The 16,734-nt window shown below is 31.0% G+C and carries 21 protein-coding genes and 2 pseudogenes; all 23 read right to left on the bottom strand.

Annotated features, from left to right (window positions below):
- Positions 1 to 96: 96 nt before the first annotated feature.
- Positions 97 to 285, bottom strand: a pseudogene (locus KPL51_RS13395) (helix-turn-helix domain-containing protein); the annotation flags it as partial.
- Positions 286 to 301: 16 nt separating this feature from the next.
- On the bottom strand, positions 302 to 706 hold the full coding sequence (gene tnpA, locus KPL51_RS13400) for an IS200/IS605 family transposase (RefSeq protein ID WP_216162376.1): 405 nt from the start codon (positions 704 to 706) through the stop codon (positions 302 to 304).
- Positions 707 to 708: 2 nt separating this feature from the next.
- Positions 709 to 876: pseudogene (locus KPL51_RS13405) on the bottom strand (YkvA family protein); the annotation flags it as partial.
- Between the two features lie 227 nt (positions 877 to 1,103).
- The gene (locus KPL51_RS13410) at positions 1,104 to 1,280 is read right to left on the bottom strand and encodes a hypothetical protein (protein WP_216162379.1); all 177 of its coding nucleotides are present in this window, start codon (positions 1,278 to 1,280) and stop codon (positions 1,104 to 1,106) included.
- A 95-nt stretch (positions 1,281 to 1,375) separates the two neighbouring features.
- Entirely contained in the window at positions 1,376 to 1,699 is a 324-nt protein-coding gene (locus KPL51_RS13415; RefSeq protein ID WP_216162382.1) for a DUF3784 domain-containing protein, read from the bottom strand.
- A 621-nt stretch (positions 1,700 to 2,320) separates the two neighbouring features.
- Complete coding sequence (locus KPL51_RS13420; protein ID WP_216162385.1) at positions 2,321 to 3,460, bottom strand: THUMP domain-containing class I SAM-dependent RNA methyltransferase; 1,140 nt, start codon at positions 3,458 to 3,460, stop codon at positions 2,321 to 2,323.
- 273 nt (positions 3,461 to 3,733) lie between these two features.
- Positions 3,734 to 5,017, bottom strand: a complete 1,284-nt coding sequence (gene uraA / locus KPL51_RS13425; RefSeq protein WP_216162388.1) for a uracil permease — start codon at positions 5,015 to 5,017, stop codon at positions 3,734 to 3,736.
- Between the two features lie 94 nt (positions 5,018 to 5,111).
- Positions 5,112 to 5,648, bottom strand: a complete 537-nt coding sequence (gene pyrR, locus KPL51_RS13430) for a bifunctional pyr operon transcriptional regulator/uracil phosphoribosyltransferase PyrR (protein WP_216162391.1) — start codon at positions 5,646 to 5,648, stop codon at positions 5,112 to 5,114.
- A 178-nt stretch (positions 5,649 to 5,826) separates the two neighbouring features.
- Positions 5,827 to 6,744, bottom strand: coding sequence for an RluA family pseudouridine synthase (locus KPL51_RS13435; RefSeq protein WP_216162394.1), 918 nt, complete (start codon positions 6,742 to 6,744; stop codon positions 5,827 to 5,829).
- The gene (lspA, locus tag KPL51_RS13440) at positions 6,745 to 7,191 is read right to left on the bottom strand and encodes a signal peptidase II (RefSeq protein ID WP_216162397.1); all 447 of its coding nucleotides are present in this window, start codon (positions 7,189 to 7,191) and stop codon (positions 6,745 to 6,747) included.
- 144 nt (positions 7,192 to 7,335) lie between these two features.
- A complete protein-coding gene (locus KPL51_RS13445; RefSeq protein WP_216162401.1) occupies positions 7,336 to 7,941 on the bottom strand; it encodes a TraR/DksA C4-type zinc finger protein in 606 nt (201 codons plus the stop codon).
- Positions 7,942 to 8,049: 108 nt separating this feature from the next.
- Positions 8,050 to 8,856, bottom strand: coding sequence for a 3-deoxy-7-phosphoheptulonate synthase (aroF, locus tag KPL51_RS13450; protein ID WP_216162404.1), 807 nt, complete (start codon positions 8,854 to 8,856; stop codon positions 8,050 to 8,052).
- Between the two features lie 11 nt (positions 8,857 to 8,867).
- Positions 8,868 to 9,560 carry a 5'-methylthioadenosine/adenosylhomocysteine nucleosidase gene (locus KPL51_RS13455; protein WP_216162407.1) on the bottom strand — a complete coding sequence of 231 codons (693 nt, stop codon included), beginning with the start codon at positions 9,558 to 9,560 and terminating at the stop codon, positions 8,868 to 8,870.
- Positions 9,561 to 9,683: 123 nt separating this feature from the next.
- On the bottom strand, positions 9,684 to 10,307 hold the full coding sequence (locus tag KPL51_RS13460) for a DivIVA domain-containing protein (protein WP_216162410.1): 624 nt from the start codon (positions 10,305 to 10,307) through the stop codon (positions 9,684 to 9,686).
- 14 nt (positions 10,308 to 10,321) lie between these two features.
- Complete coding sequence (locus KPL51_RS13465; protein ID WP_216162413.1) at positions 10,322 to 11,095, bottom strand: YlmH family RNA-binding protein; 774 nt, start codon at positions 11,093 to 11,095, stop codon at positions 10,322 to 10,324.
- 20 nt (positions 11,096 to 11,115) lie between these two features.
- Positions 11,116 to 11,367, bottom strand: coding sequence for a YggT family protein (locus tag KPL51_RS13470; protein WP_216162675.1), 252 nt, complete (start codon positions 11,365 to 11,367; stop codon positions 11,116 to 11,118).
- 79 nt (positions 11,368 to 11,446) lie between these two features.
- Positions 11,447 to 11,896 carry a cell division protein SepF gene (locus KPL51_RS13475; protein WP_216162416.1) on the bottom strand — a complete coding sequence of 150 codons (450 nt, stop codon included), beginning with the start codon at positions 11,894 to 11,896 and terminating at the stop codon, positions 11,447 to 11,449.
- A 14-nt stretch (positions 11,897 to 11,910) separates the two neighbouring features.
- Positions 11,911 to 12,570 carry a YggS family pyridoxal phosphate-dependent enzyme gene (locus KPL51_RS13480; protein WP_376770088.1) on the bottom strand — a complete coding sequence of 220 codons (660 nt, stop codon included), beginning with the start codon at positions 12,568 to 12,570 and terminating at the stop codon, positions 11,911 to 11,913.
- 154 nt (positions 12,571 to 12,724) lie between these two features.
- Positions 12,725 to 13,438: a DUF881 domain-containing protein gene (locus KPL51_RS13485; protein WP_216162419.1), complete on the bottom strand. Its 714-nt coding sequence runs from the start codon at positions 13,436 to 13,438 to the stop codon at positions 12,725 to 12,727.
- 12 nt (positions 13,439 to 13,450) lie between these two features.
- Positions 13,451 to 13,789, bottom strand: coding sequence for a small basic family protein (locus tag KPL51_RS13490; RefSeq protein WP_216162422.1), 339 nt, complete (start codon positions 13,787 to 13,789; stop codon positions 13,451 to 13,453).
- Positions 13,790 to 13,799: 10 nt separating this feature from the next.
- Positions 13,800 to 14,519 carry a DUF881 domain-containing protein gene (locus tag KPL51_RS13495; RefSeq protein ID WP_216162425.1) on the bottom strand — a complete coding sequence of 240 codons (720 nt, stop codon included), beginning with the start codon at positions 14,517 to 14,519 and terminating at the stop codon, positions 13,800 to 13,802.
- Between the two features lie 45 nt (positions 14,520 to 14,564).
- Positions 14,565 to 15,377 (bottom strand): cell division protein FtsQ/DivIB, encoded by an 813-nt coding sequence (locus KPL51_RS13500; RefSeq protein ID WP_216162428.1) that lies wholly within the window; start codon positions 15,375 to 15,377, stop codon positions 14,565 to 14,567.
- A gap of 243 nt (positions 15,378 to 15,620) precedes the next feature.
- Entirely contained in the window at positions 15,621 to 16,733 is a 1,113-nt protein-coding gene (gene spoVE / locus KPL51_RS13505; RefSeq protein ID WP_216162431.1) for a stage V sporulation protein E, read from the bottom strand.
- Position 16,734 lies beyond the last annotated feature (1 nt).

Genomic DNA, 16,734 nt, shown 5'->3' on the forward strand with positions numbered 1-16,734 from the left:
AACTTATCCTCATATTTATATAATGATTTTGGTCTTTCTATATGGTTATTGTTTGTATCTATAAGAAATTCTTTGAGCCCTAAGTCAAATGTATTCTTTCTTTAATTCCCTATTACAGTAATTGTTACAGTCCGTTTTCGATAAACTCTTTTTAACAGTTTCATATAATTCTATCTTTTTAGCTAATATTTGATTATAAATAAACCTAACACAACCAAATGTCTTAGCTAATTGTGTTTCTTGTTCCACTGTTGGATAAATACGATATTTAAATCCTTTTATCATAGACAAATTCACCTTCTTATTTTTCCTTTTGACTATTGATATAAATTTTAATTTGTTCTTCTGTATTTTCACTTACTGTTGCTACAAAATACGAAGGATTCCACAAATGCCCTCCCCATAGTTTCTTTTTTATTATTATTCCATATTCTTTCATAAGTATTCTAGCTGATACTCCTTTTAATGCTTTCATTATATCTGGGATATATTGTTGTGGAGTACATTCTATTAATAAATGAATATGATCTAAATCTCCATTCATTAATATTATAGTAAATCCGTTATCTTCAGCAATTTTATGCAAAATTTCTTTTAATCTAGTTTCTATACTAGAAGTTAAAATCTTATGTCTATATTTAACACACCAAACAATATGATATTGTATTGAATAAACATAGCCACGTCCATAATATACTTGAGCCATTAAGGTATAAAATCAGGTATTAAGTCTATAGGGCTTAAAGCATAGCCAACAACTAATAGTATTACTAATTTAGCATACCAAGGAACATCGCGTCTTTTAGAAGCCAAATACAAAGCTTTTATTTCTTTTTTTAATTTTTTTATAGTTATCTTTAAATTATTAAAGGTCATTTTTAATCTTTTTATAATTATATTAATCATAATACCACCTCTATTAGTGCCCGATATTTTACTATCCTTCATCAATCGTAAATCTAATATTGATGAAGAATTTATGAAACATGCGAACTAACTTATTATATGGTGGAACTAAAATAGAAATTGCCAATAAGACACCTTTATGTGCAAAAGGAAAACACTATATATTTCTCCTTGCATAGTGTCTTTTACGTCATATATCAGTTTGAAAAATACTTTAAAGCACCACCTAAAAGAAGAATTGCAATAATTATGCAGTGAAGTACCATTGTTACTTTACTTAATTTTATCTTATCTCTAGCAACAAAGTAGGCTTCAATCAATACCATAACTCCAACTACAACTTGGAAAATACCATATATAAACCTTATACTCATAGTAACACCCCCTTAATATGCCGTCATATATTACAATTATTCATCAAGCGTGGTTTTACGATAGATGAATATCAAACAAAAAACATAAATGTTCATTACAATCCACCATTATATTTTTTCTGTGCCATAAATATTATAACCAAGCCCCATACAAAGAATATCCCAAAGCATATCACACCATATGCTGTCTTTGATGTGATATTAATAATACCCATCATCAGTATCATTCCTATTCCCATTATAATACATGCTTTACCCATTTTTTCTGTATAAGCTTTTTTATCTTTTTCAGCAACCCTTGTATAATGATAATCATGTATTAGTGTTATCTGTTCTTTTTTCCAAATACGCCATCCTATAAAAATAAAAGCTAATCCTACAGGTAATAATATAAGCATCATAACTATTAATTCAGACATATAATCATCTCCTTAGTTAAATATAAATAATTTTAAGTTCGTAGTTTTTTACGACTGCGAAACAACTTATAGATAGATTATACCTTCTAATACCATAAAATAGTATTCAATACTGTATTTTGTAACCATATTGGACGTAGAATGCAGCATTTTTCCGTAAATATTGGTGATTTGTTTTTTTCAAAATATGTAATTAGTTTTCTAATTCATTGCGCGAAATATAAGTCAAAAGATAAGACAAGGGATATTGCATAATATATCCCTTGTCTTATCTTCATTTAGAAATTCTTCATTTTACAATATAAATTTCTCGTAACCTATCAGCAATGTACACATATTAGTATGAACTTTCTCCTGTGTGACTTGAAATAAGAAGCGAAGAAACATTGAAGTTCAATTTACAAATTCTTCTTTTTTAATATAAATTTCTCGTAAGCCTTCCAGGACGTCAGGCTAGCGAACCTGAGCCAGGAAGGCGAATGTGAGTGCATAACAATTAATAATTGTTATGTCCCCACAGAGAACTACCCAGAGGATAGAGAAATTTATATTTAAAAAGATTAGAATTTGTTAATTGAATTTCACGTTTCGAACTCTTATTTCAAGTCACATCGGAGAACTCTACTCCACCTTTTTTTGTCTAGGTATATCTTTTATATATTGGTAATAATAACATAACAATCTTCCATTATATAATTTCCTGTTTTTATCTGCCTTTTGTCCAAATTCCTTCTGAAACTCTCCATTAGCAGTTATGACGTAGCAAGACCATTCATTTAGATTTCTATACATATCTCCAAAATCAATATGAAGTTTTTTTACTTCTGCTGCTTCTCCTAGTCTCTCTCCATAAGGTGGATTTGTTATTATAACACCATATTTCTGCCTAGAAGTAAAACTCTGCATTGGTATCTTTTGAAATTTTATAAATTCCTTAACTCCTGCTTTTTCAGCATTAGCTCCTGCTGTTCTTAGTAAACTTCCATCAATGTCTGAAGCTAGTATTTCGATTTGATCTCCATTTACAGTTTTTCTTGCGCCTTCTCTAACTTGCTCCCAAATATCAGCATCCATAGTTGGCCAATCTTCGCAGGCAAATTTTCTGTTTATACCTGGTGCAATGTTTTTCCCTATAAGCGCTGCTTCTATAGCTATAGTCCCAGAACCACAAAGCGGATCAGCTAAAACTCTTGAAGTATCCCAATTGCTTATTAGCACAAGGGCTGCAGCTAGTGTTTCTTTAAGTGGTGCCTCACCAGCATATTCTCTATATCCTCTTTTATGTAAGCCCACACCTGAAGTATCTATGGATAGTGTCACTATATCTCTTAAAATTGCAACCTCTATCTTATATTCAGGACCTTCTTCTGAAAACCACTCACTAGCATATTTTTTCTTCATAGACTCAACTACTGCTTTTTTTACTATGCCTTGGCAATCTGGCACACTGTGAAGCTGTGATTTAACAGATTTACCTATGATATGCATATTACCGTCTTCAGGTATTAAATTACCCCAATCTACTGCCAGTGTTCCTTGAAATAAGTCTTCAAAAGACAAGGCCTTAAACTCAGCCATCTTTATAAACAATCTTTCTGCTGTTCTGAGCCAAGTATTGCATATAGCGATATCCATTTCATCGCCTTCAAAAGTTACTCTTCCGTTTTCAACCAATAAATCTTCGTATCCTAGTGCTTTTAGTTCCTTTGCTGTAACTGCTTCTATTCCAAAAGTAGTAGTGGCAATTAAAGTATACATCATATATTATCTCTCCCATTTCTTCTTTTCCTTAGGTAAGTCTAAAAAATAACCAGTACATATGCTAGTTATTTTTTAAGATCCCTTTTGTTAGTATCACTTATATTATAATATCTCTATTTGTTATTGTTGTCTAGGAATTTAAAATTACGAACCTCAAAAAAACTTTTCCTAGAATAATAAATAAAAGTGTCAGAATTTCCTCTGACACTTAATTTTAAAAACTCTATAAATTCCAGTAGCAAACAACTATGTTATTAAACAGTAGGAAGTTAACTAATTATCTCCTGACTTACTATGCTCAGGTAAAACTAAGTTTAATATTATTCCTACTAGAGTTGCTAGTGCTACCCCTGCAAGTTCAAATTCTATTCCTAAGAATGGAAACTTAATACCACCTCCTCCAATACCTAAAACTATTATCACTGAAGCAATTATCAAATTTCTTTTTTTACTAAAATCAACCTTATCTTCCACAAAAATTCTAAAACCAGAAGATGCAATTATTCCAAATAACATTACACTAACTCCACCAATTACCGGCAATGGGATATTACCTATTATTGCAGAAACCGGTCCAAGAAAGGATAATATAATGGCAATTGTTGCAGCTCCTCCAATAACCCAAACACTATATACCTTTGTAATTGCCATAACTCCTATGTTTTCACCGTAGGTAGTATTTGGAGGTCCACCTACAAATCCTGCAAACATTGTAGCAACTCCGTCTCCTAGAATTGATCTATGAAGCCCTGGGTCTTTTGTAAAATCTTTTCCTACAACATTACTTGTAACATATACATGACCAATATGTTCCGCTAGAGTTACAAAAGCTACTGGAGCCATAAGCATAATAGCATTTATGTTAAAGGTAGGCAAAACAAAACTTGGTAGCTTAAATAACTTTGCTGCGCCTATTTCTGTTAGAACTTCCTTTGGAATTATGCCAAGTACCATAGAAAGTATATATCCAACTACCATTGCAATTAAAATCGGTACTACTCCGAAAAACCCTTTAAAATACATAGTACCTATTATAGCAATTGCAAGAGTTACCATTGATACTAGTATCCAGACTCCTCTAGATACACCTTCAAGAGCTGGTGTTGTAAAAGATGAATTTAGTCCCGCCCAATTTATTGCAGTGCCAGCTAAACTAAGTCCTATTACAATTACAACAGAACCTACCACCACTGGAGATAACATTCTATCTAACCATTTAGTTCCTGCAAGCTTAATAATCAGTGCTACAAGTACATACATAAGACCTGCAGCAATAATTCCTGATAACATTGAACTTTGTCCGTATGCCTTTGTAGCTACACCCATAGGTCCTATAAAAGCAAAGGACGACCCTACATATGCCGGAAGCTTGGCTTTTGTACATAAAATATATAGTAATGTTCCCACCCCACTACAAAACAGTGCAATTGACGGACTAAGACCTGTGAGCATTGGTACAAGAATAGTTGCACCCACCATAGCAAACAAGTGCTGTAAACTTAAGGGAATAGTCTTTATTATAGGTAATCTTTCATTAACATCTACAAAATTTTTCATTTGTTCCTCCTTTTAGGCTCTCCGTCCTATTTTAAAAGATTATTATCTTCTTCGTAGCTATTTATCTTTTTTTAAGCTATTTATCTTCTTGAAGCTAAAGTTCAAATATACTAACTGAATCTTCTCCGTCAATTTCTAGAAGCTCAACTGAAATCATTTCCTTACCTGAAGTAGGTATATTTTTCCCTACATAATCTGCTCTAATAGGTAATTCTCTGTGCCCTCTATCTACTAAAACAGCGAGTTGTATCATTTGAGGCCTACCATTAGCTATTATTGCATCAATTGCAGCCCTAGCAGTTCTTCCAGTGTATAATACATCATCTACTAAAATTATTTTTTTGTCTTTTACATCTATACCTAAATCTGCATTATTTAACACTGGTTGCTCGTTTATTGATGTAAGGTCATCTCTATATAGTGTAATATCCACACTACTTACGAGAACTTTCTTTCCTTCAATTTGCTCTATTAAATCAGCAATTCTTTCTGCAAGTGGTACCCCTCGTCTTTTTATTCCTATAAGTACGATGTTTTCTATTCCCTTGTTTTTTTCAATAATTTCATGTGCTACCCTTGTTAATGTTCTTTTTATAGCTTTTTCATCCAATAAAACTGATTTAAATTCCATAACCTGGCCCCCTACCCAACTGTATTATTTATGTTCATAATATTAAAAAAGCCTTTACCCTAAGGGTAAAGGCATACTATACACTAAAAATAGTATTGCTAACTTTATCCTTATGATCTCTCTGGAACATTTAAAGGCATAAACATTATATTATGAACATGATACCACATATTCTGCGCTATTTCAACTCGTTTCTTAGTTTTGTTATTATTTTTTCAAAATAAGCTGGAAGAGGTGAACTAAATTCCATGTATTCATGAGTACTTGGGTGTATAAACCCAAGCCTTTTTGCATGAAGAGCCTGACCTTTTAGATTAAACCTCTGCTTTTTAAAACCATATACCAAATCACCAACTAAAGGATGTCCTATTTTAGCCATATGTACTCTTATTTGGTGAGTTCTACCAGTCTCCAAATTACATTCTACTAAGGTATGACTCTCAAATCTTTCTATTACTTTATAGTGGGTAATAGCCTTTTTACCGTTTTCTACAACACCCATCTTTATCCTGTCATTAGGATTTCTTCCAATTGGTTGATCAATAGTGCCTTCATCAGGCTTAATTATACCTTCTACAAGAGCTACATAACTTCTTGTCATTGAATGGTCCTTAAGCTGCATTGCAAGGCAGTTATGTGCATTATCATTTTTTGCCACCACTAAGGCTCCAGATGTGTCCTTATCGATGCGGTGCACTATTCCAGGTCTTAGCACTCCATTGATGCCTGATAAATCTGTGCAATGATTTAGGAGTGCATTAACTAGGGTACCACTATAATTTCCTGGTGCTGGGTGAACCACCATGTCCTGTGGTTTATTAATTACTATTACATCACTATCTTCATATAAAACATCTAGGGGTATATCTTCTGCCTGCACATTTAACTCTACTGGATCTGGTATAGCTAATGTAACTGTTTCGTCAAGTTTTAATTTATAATTACTTTTTCTACATTTACCATTTACAAGTGCATTTTCCCCTTCAATTATCCCTTGAATATGTGACCTAGACTTATTTTCAAATTTGCTAGATATAAAAACATCTAATCTTGTACCAACTGAATCTTCCTCAATTTTAAAATCGAAATTCTCCATCTATATCTCTTCCTTTACTATAGAAATTGCCAAAATCAAAGTACCCACAACTACTAACATATCTGCTACGTTAAAAGTCGGAAAATAATATATGTCCTTATAATGGATTAAAATAAAGTCTACTACGTATTTATAAAATACTCTATCATATAGATTTCCGAGAGCTCCACTTATAATTAGTGCTAAGCTTATTCTTAGGAATTTTGATTTTGGCTTGTATTTAATAATATAATATATCATTCCTGATATAATCAGCAATGTAAATAAAGCTAATAATATTAATTTATTTTGTAAAATTCCAAAGGCTGCTCCTCTATTCTCCAAATATTCTAATTTGAAAAAATTATTAATTAAAATAATTCCATTATTGTCTTTCAAAGAACCAAGGGCCCAAATTTTAGCCAATCTGTCAAATAGTAATCCTAAAAAAATAATAACTATTTCCATACCCTACCCCCTAATTAATAAAGCGAAAAAGTATATATTGCTACAAATAGTTTTTTAACTAAATAATTTCAAACTGATTTTGTGCAATATATACTTTTTTTCTACTCTGCTTTTTTAAAACGCTGTGTATTAATTTAATTCTTTTTAATCTGGCAACTGATTTTTATATTGCTGGTTACTTATTTTCTCTATTGACTCTACATAACCGCCTTCGTCGTCATCATCATAATACTCAATAATGTCATCTAGTTCATTAAAACGGTCTACTACCATAAAAGTATCTTCAGCCTCTATACCTACTTCAGCACCGCTACTACTATATCTAAAAGGTATACCCAATACATCTTCTTCTACACATCTATCATTTTGCGGTGCGGGTTTTTTATCATTAAGATCATTTTCACATCTCACACAGTTTTCTGCGTATGGGATAAACTCTAATCTTGGCTCAATTATATCCTTGCCACAACACTTACATTTACCGTAAGTATTATCTTCTATGCTCTTTAGCGCATCTCTAATTTTTCTCATAATTGTAAATTCATTTTGCTTAAGTGCTAAGCCTTTTTCCATGTCAAACAATTCAGTAGCGGTATCTGAGGGATGATTGTCGGAAAATGATAGCTCCGTTGCCATTTCACTGTTAGAATTTCCAACCCCATTTTGCTTCATTTGAACAATAATTTGGTTAACTCGTTGCTGTTCATTTATTAATTTATTTTTAAAATATTCCAATTTATCCTTATCCATGATAACAGCTCCTCTAGTTATTAATATATTATAGAGTTATGTTTTCACATGGAGCAAATTTTATTACACTTATTTAATAATATTTAAAATTATTTTATTTTTGAATTATTATTTACTAAAAATGTTCTCAAATTTTCTTATAGTTTTTACTATTTCATCCACTGTGCCTATTGAAACTGTTTGTTTAGCATCTGATATAGCGTTGTCAGGATTAATATGGCTCTCAATCATTAAACCATCTGCACCAGCAGCAATTGCAGCAAGAGACATCTTTGATACCAGTTCTCGTCTTCCTGTGCCATGACTTGGATCTACAATTACTGGAATACGGTAACACTGTTTAATTGCAGCAACAGCACTTAAATCTAATGTATTTCTTGTGTATGTTTCAAAGGTTCTAATGCCTCGCTCACAAAGCACAACATTTTCATTACCACTGGCCATAATATATTCTGCTGCATAAAGCCACTCGTGTAAGGTTGCACTCATTCCTCTTTTTAATAAAATAGGTGTTTTTAATTTTCCAACCTCTTTCAGTAAACTGTAGTTATACATGTTTCTTGACCCTATTTGTAACATATCTGCATAACTAAGGACTAGATCAATATCCTTAGAATCCATAACTTCTGTCACTATTGGCATATCAAACTCATCGCCGACACTTCTAAGTATCTTTAGACCTTCCTCCTTATACCCTTGAAAATCATAGGGTGAAGTTCTTGGTTTAAATGCTCCACCCCTTAATATATGTACACCTATTTCTTTTAGTCCACTTGCTATGTCATGCATATTATCGTAGTTTTCAACTGAACAAGGTCCTGATATTATTACCTTTTCTTCTCCACCAATAACTATATTTTTAACTTTTACTAATATATCTAATCCACTATTTTTATGTACCAATAACTTTTTCATATACAATACTCCTAAATTAGTTTTAACATATTGTTCAAAATGCTTGTAGCATTTTCTACAGCAATATCCTTGAATTTTTCATAATCCATATGGGCTCCATTATTTGCATTATCTGATATTGATCTAATAACAATAAATGGGACTTCATTTAAATAGCACACTTGAGCAATACTTGCCCCTTCCATTTCACATGCCAAACATCTAAACTCAGAATTCAACCAATTTATTTTATCTACACTGCCAATAAATTGATCTCCTGAAACAATTCTTCCTGTAAAATGATTATGTCCTTTTATATCCTCACATGCCTTTGTTGCAATTTCAATTAGTTTCTTATCACATTTAAAATCAAAAGTATCCAGTCTTGGTATCTGCCCTATTTTATCACCAAACACAGTGGTATCCATATCATGCTGCACTAAATTTTCTCCTATTACAACATCTCCAGGATATATATTATCGACAGTTCCACCTGCAATACCAATATTTATAATGCATTCCACATTAAAATCATCGATTAATATTTGTGTACAAACTGCAGCATTAACTTTTCCAATGCCACTAGTAACTATAACTACATCTTTATTATGTATTGTTCCTAAGCTAAATTTCATTTTAGCCTTAACTTCACTTTTCTTAAAATCCATATCTTTAAGTAAGGATTCAACTTCTTCACTCATTGCTCCAATAATACCTATATTCATTTGTATATTCCTCCCTTTGCTACTATAAAATACATATCAATTATTAAATTAAAAGTGCCTAGTATATTATATCACATTTTCTACATAAAAAATCTCACCCAATGAGTGAGATTTTTTATGTTTTTACTCTTTTGCAAAAAAGCTTTTTATTTCTTCCATGTCCTGGGTATTAAAATCTTTTTCATCAATGTTTTTCAGTGTTAAATTAGAATATTCTGATTCAATAATATCATTTTCTTCTATTTTTTTATCATTACTCACATCATGAGTCTCATTACCCACATTATAGTTTTTAAAATAATCACTTTCTAATCCTTCAAACATCTCAACCTGACAATTCATAAAACCCCTGAATTTTGTTCTAAACTTTGCAAATTCTTGCTTAGTTTTTTCATACTCATCATTTATCTTAAGTACTTCATCATGAGCCTTATCTACCATTCTTTGTGAAGAGTCATTAGCACTTCTAATAATCAATTCTGATTCCTTTTGAGCAGAAAATTTTGCTTGTTCTGCTGCATTTTGAGCGAGTACTAAAGTGTTTTGAATTGTAGATTCTATTTTAACATGATGATCTAATTTTTCTTCTAAAAAACTTGCTCTTTCTCTTAAAGTTGAATTTTCTTTGTACATAATTTCATATTCTTCAGATATCTTATCTAAAAACTCATCAACTTCATCAGCATTGTATCCCCTTAAGCCCTTTTTAAACTCTTTATTATTAATATCCATAGCTGTCATTCTCATTTCTCTTCCCCCCCCTAAATATATCTCAATATTGCAACTTTCAAACGTTCCTTTTGAGTTGTTCCTATAATATCTGCAACCTTTAATTTTCCATATCCCCTAATTGTTAAAGTGTCATTAGTTTTGATAATTTTATCTTTTTTTACGCATTGTAAATAATTTACTAATATTTTGCCTGAAGCTATTAATGCCACCGAATTACTTCTTGAAACATTACAAATCGCCGCAACCATACCATCAAGACGAAGGGATGTAGATATAATAACACTCTCTTCAAATTTTCTTTCTGGTAGCTCCTGCATCTTATAATCATAATCACTAACCTGACAATGACAATTGCCTATATCATTCAAATTACTAATTATATAACTACTAATGTCACTACACACTGGTGCATAACATACTCTATCGCTAATTATTAAGTCACCTAATTTTTCTCTTTTAATCCCTAGTGACATTATTGCACCTAAATAATCCTTATGCGCAAGTGTGACAAACTTCGAATTATTACTTATTTTCAATAAGTTTATAGGATATATTAGTGGTTCATCAAAGGCAGAAAAACATAATATTCTTCTATCTGCATCTTTAAATATACCATTTGTAAATGATTTTAACTTATAGTTCTCACAGATATCTGAAATTTGAGTCCATATAGATGGAGATAGAAATTCATTAATAAATACAATTTTATTAGTCTTTTCAGCTATTTTCATTTTATTATATATATTAGAAATTAAATTCTTATCATCGTGATTTATACTATTTAAAAAATAATTTTTATCCATTTAAGTCTTCCTTTAACGTATTATAATATGGCAACCAAAATTCTTTTTGCCACCATTATAATAGCAAGTGCGATTATTGGTGAAAAATCTATCATAGTGTTTGAAAAATATCTTTCTTGAATTTTTCTACCAGGTTGCAGCAGAGGCCCAGTAATTTTATGGAGTATCTCTATATATTGATTTGTACGTCCTACATATACCCAAGATAAAATAACTTCAATTAATATTGCATACTCTAAAACGTTAAAAATAATATTTATCAATCTAAGCATTGTTAGCAAAATTTATAGCCTCCTATATTTCCATTTTCAAGATAACAATTATTCCTTGTTATCTTGAAAATATTTAAATTTATTTATTCCAATTAAAAATTCCTTTTGAACTTAGCTCGCTTTTTAATTCATTATTAACCTCTACATTAGAAGGTGATATTATGTAGACTCCTTTTTCTATTTGTTGGAGTTCTCCACCTAGGGCATAGCATGCTCCTCCAATAAAGTCTAATAATCTTTGTCCAGTTCTAGGTTCAAGTCCTGTAGTATTTACTACTACTATTTTTCTAGATTTTAAGTTGTCACTAATTGTAGTTGCTTCATCAAAATCTTCTGGTTTTATAATAACAACTTTTGTAGCTGCTGTTGTATGAATATTTACTACTTTACTTTGTTTTTTGTTTGCAGTCATAAGTGATTCAATATCCACATTATCCTCCTCATTTTCTTCTATTTCTTCAACTTCATCATAATCATCCTCTGCCATTCCTAAAAAACCCATAACCTTATTTATTACTTTACTTGCCATTGTTATCCCTCCAGTTATTTATAATCTCTTTTTCCAAATATTCGTGCTCCAAGTCTTATCATGTTAGCTCCCTCTGCTAGTGCAATTTCAAAATCACCACTCATACCTAATGATAAAAACTCCATAGAAACATTTTTATATTTATTCTTTTTTAGATTATCAAATATACTTTTCATCTCTGCAAAGTATTTACTACAATGTTGCGAATCACCAATTGGTATTGTAGCCATTAGCCCTTTAATTCTTATGTACTGACATTCCTCACAGGCTTTTATTAGAGCGTTTACCTCATCTACAGCAACACCTGTCTTGCTGTCTTCATTTCCTATATTAACTTGAATTAGAAGGCTGGCAATCTCATCTTGCGCAGCATACTGTTTTTCGATTTCCTTCAATAAACGTATACTATCTAAAGAATGAATAAGATGAACTTTACCAACAAGATATTTCACCTTATTCCTCTGCAGATGTCCTATAAAGTGCCATCTAACACCCGGACCCACATTGTCATATTTGTCCATCAATTCTTGTACTTTATTCTCTCCAAAATCTCTAGCTCCAGCTGCATATGCTTCTTTTATTTCATTTATTTCTCTAGTTTTAGAAACGCATACTAGTGTTACATCTTTTGGAATTTCTTTTTTCATTTCAGAATAAACTTCACCAATACCCAAGTACCTATGCCTCCTTGCCGTTCTCCCTGATACAAAATAACTATAACTATTTTGTACAATTTCCACTTATAAGTTAAATTCTTCATTTAACAGAAAAAACCTTCATTTTTCTATAATTTTTATGTTTTTATATTTTTAATGTAATATAATACCATTATTTCTTTTCATTTGCACTGTTCATATACTTATATTTGAAATCGCCTGTATATGCTAATATTTGTACATCATCTGCCTTAACAATACTAATCTTAACTTGTCTTACCTTTAATTCTTTTATATGCGTCGCTTCTAGTGTTAAATAATTATATAGTACATCTTCATTACCTATAGCACTAATATTGAATGGAGGTATGATCTTCACTCCATTTAACTTAATGGGAGCCCCAAAACATAGGGCATAATTATTATAAATAATTCTTTCTCCATTCACAGCAATTGCTTCTGCTCCTGCATTTCGCAGATCATTTATCACTTCAGCAATATCAGCATCATGAATTAACTGTCTACTACTAAACTCATCAATATTTGTGTTGCCATCATCTAATGTTATTTTAACCCCTGAACCTTGAACATCACTCTTCCCTATAATAATATTATTATCACTAACTTCTTTTTGTATTTCTTCCAAAACCTTAAATTTCTTCACATCACCACTATCATATTTTTGAAGCTTTGAAGATGCATTATAATATTGTTCTTTCAAATTATTTACATCAGAATATAATTTGCTTCTCTCATTATAAGCTTCATTATACTGTTTTACATCTAAAAAATTACTTTTTCCTTCAAATCCAATGTTCATTGCTATAAGAAGTCCTACGATTATTGAAGCAATAAAAACAAATATGGTAGCTTCATTATTTTTCATTTAATCACCTCATTAATGAGATTTAGCTTTATCTATTAAAAGACGTCTAATAATTGCAAAATTGTCGAATATCCTTCCACCGAATACAATTACTGCAGCCAAATAAATTGGGATTCCTAATTTATCTCCTAGATAAACCATGGCTACAGCCAGTGCTGCATTTCCAAAAAAACCTGATACGAAAATATCTGCCCTGAAGTTATGAGATATTGTTCCTCGAAGCGCTCCAAAAACAGAATCTAAACATGCAAAAATTGCTACAGAAATATATGGGGAAAATTTGACTGGAATATCTACATTCCATACAACTCCTAATATAACACCTATTAACAATCCTACAAAAGCAACCATTTAATCACCTCTATTTTTTTTCTATTGGTTTAGCAAAATCAAACTTATATGCTTTGTTGTATTTAGGAATTATAATTTTATCTGATTTTTCCATTGTTATAGTGCAAGTCTCGTTAAGTGCTTGTGGAATTGCTCCTGGAAAACTAATAGCACTTTCTAGTAAGTCCTTTTTCCCAATGACTTTAACTGTAACTCTTTTACTATAAGAAATTCTTTCATCATTTATAATAATAGCATTTCCTGCGTTTCTTATACCACTACGAGCAGTTAACCTAATATCATTTATAGAAATTGCTTCAGCATCTGCTGCATTTAATTCATTTACTATAAGAACTAAATCTGTATCATTTATACGCTGGTCCTCAGGGCTACTACCAAAAATATCACTTTTGGGAGTAATATATATTGTTATACCCTGGCCTGTTACTTCGGTGCCTCCAGTGAGTATTCTTGTTTCTTCTAATTGTTTATATAACACTCCACTTTCTTCATCTCTTCCCTTGGCAGCAGTTTCGTATTCAACTGTTTTAGTTTCTAACTCGTCAATTTTCTTTTGAAGCTCCGTCTTGCTCTTTTTTAGTTGCTCATTTTCAGTTATAATTTCTGGTGTATTACTCTTTGTATCAACTACTGAATTTTGTTTGCTTATCATTTTAAATTGGTAAGATATCATAAATCCTAACAATACACATATTATACCAATGGACATTTGGGATTTAAACTTCTTCATGGGTTTCCTCCTTGCTACTCTCTGGGGAAGATAATAATTGTTTGTCTACTTCTTGTGTTCTATGAAAACAACTGGGTTTCCTGTAAAACTCACATCCACATATCCCTTTGCACTCTTATATGCTGGCTCCGAAATAATATTTATTGCCTTATTAAATTTATTTTTTAAATCTTCCGTTGTTCCAAATTTAATGCACATTTCTCCAGCATAAACTTTTACATCTAAAACATTACTTACATCTACCATAGTTATTTTAGTAGCACCCTTAGTAATTTTATACTCTTTAATAATATTTGTTATATCATTAGCAATATTAATTTTCCTATTATCTTCCGATACAATTAGATTTCCTACTCCACATTTTTCGTAGTCAAATCCAATTAAATTTACTAAGTCCATATCTTTAATATCCGATCTCTTTTGAAGCAAAACACCTTTGTTGTCTAAAATATAATAGGTATTGTTTACTTTCCCATAAAATACAGCTACTCTTTCCTCTATATTTATTATAATCTTATTAGGTAAAACTTTCTTAAAAGTTGCACCTAAAATATAGGGGTTTTTAATAATTTGTTTTTTACTCTCTGTAAAACTTGAATAAAAAATATTACTTCCTAGTTCAGTTTTAGCCACATTATTAATTTCAGCTTTAGAAGCATTTTTATTTCCTAAGATTTCAATAGTTGTAATATTAAAATAAGGTAATTTAAGACATAGTGTAACTAATGTAGAAATCATAATTATAGATAGAAAAAATAAACGTTTTATTTTTCTTTTGTTTTTTCTTTTATATAATAATTTTTCTTTATTTTCTATAATATAATTTCCATTTTTAAGATTATCTCTATTCTTTCCCATTCACTTCCCCGCATTCAACAATAATATTTTTAATAATTTCATATTAACCCATAAATTTATTGTTTGTGAATCAAATCTCAATTAAATTTATAACTCACTTATGTATATATAATACCACTTTATTTAACTATTTTCATCTCAATTTGAATCTATTTTTGAGTATTTTTAAAAAAAGTTTATGTTTTAAAATGTTATTTTAGATATAAGCACAGAAAAGGCATGCATAAAGGCATGCCTTGCATTTTAATTTGAATTTTTATTTACAGTTTGCCTTGATACATTTAGAATAATACCCATAGCAAACATATTAAAAACAAGAGCTGAACCACCATAACTTATAAACGGAAGTGGCACACCAGTTACAGGCATTGATCCAGTAACTACCGCTATATTAATAATTGCTTGAACAGCTATAACAGAGGTAATTCCAATAGCTAAAATAGTACCATACATATCCTTAGCTGTAACTGCCGTTTTAATACCACGCCATACAAAAATCACAAATAACAGAATTATAAATGCTCCTCCAATTAAACCTAACTCTTCACCGATTATTGCAAAAATAAAATCTGTGTGTGGTTCTGGTATATACAAGCATTTTTGTCTTGATTGACCGATTCCAGAACCAGTAACTCCTCCAGACCCAAGTGCAAGTAATGATTGAACTAGTTGATATCCCTCATCTTGACTATGCTCAAAAGGATTCATAAAATTCAAAAGTCTAGCCATTCTATATGAAGCAGTAATTGTTAAAACACCAACTGCCGCAACTAGCGTTGCCCCTATAGCAAAAAGGTGCAAAAATTTTGCCCCTACTGCAAATAGTATAATCACAGTAACAATCATTATAACAGTTGCTATACTTAAATTTGGTTCAAGCAAAATTAAACCTGCAAAAAATCCTGAAACCAATAGGTATGGAAGTACCCCGTTAAAAAACTCTTTAACTTTTTCTCCCTTTCTATCTAAGCTTTTAGCCATATATAATACTATTGCATATTTGGCAATTTCTGATGGTTGAATAGATGAAAACCCTAATGGAATCCATCTCTTAGCACCATTAATGCCACTAAACCCAAATACAGCAACCAATAGTATCACAGTTACCACCATAATAATGCCAGTATATTTTTTTATTATATGATAATCAATTTTAATAGCTGCAAACATAAAAACAGTACCAACACATGCCCATAGTGCCTGTTTTTTTAAATAAAATTCTGGATCATTAACTTTAAAAGCTGCGGCATAGGAGCTAGCACTATAAACCATTACTACTCCAATTACCACAAGAAGCATTATTATTGCAAATAATACAAAATCTATTTGTCCCATCTTAGCGTTGGACTTTTTCATA

Origin of the sequence: Clostridium bowmanii, from assembly GCF_018861315.1 — a bacterium.
In the GTDB taxonomy this organism is placed as follows: Bacteria; Bacillota; Clostridia; order Clostridiales; family Clostridiaceae; genus Clostridium_AD; species Clostridium_AD bowmanii.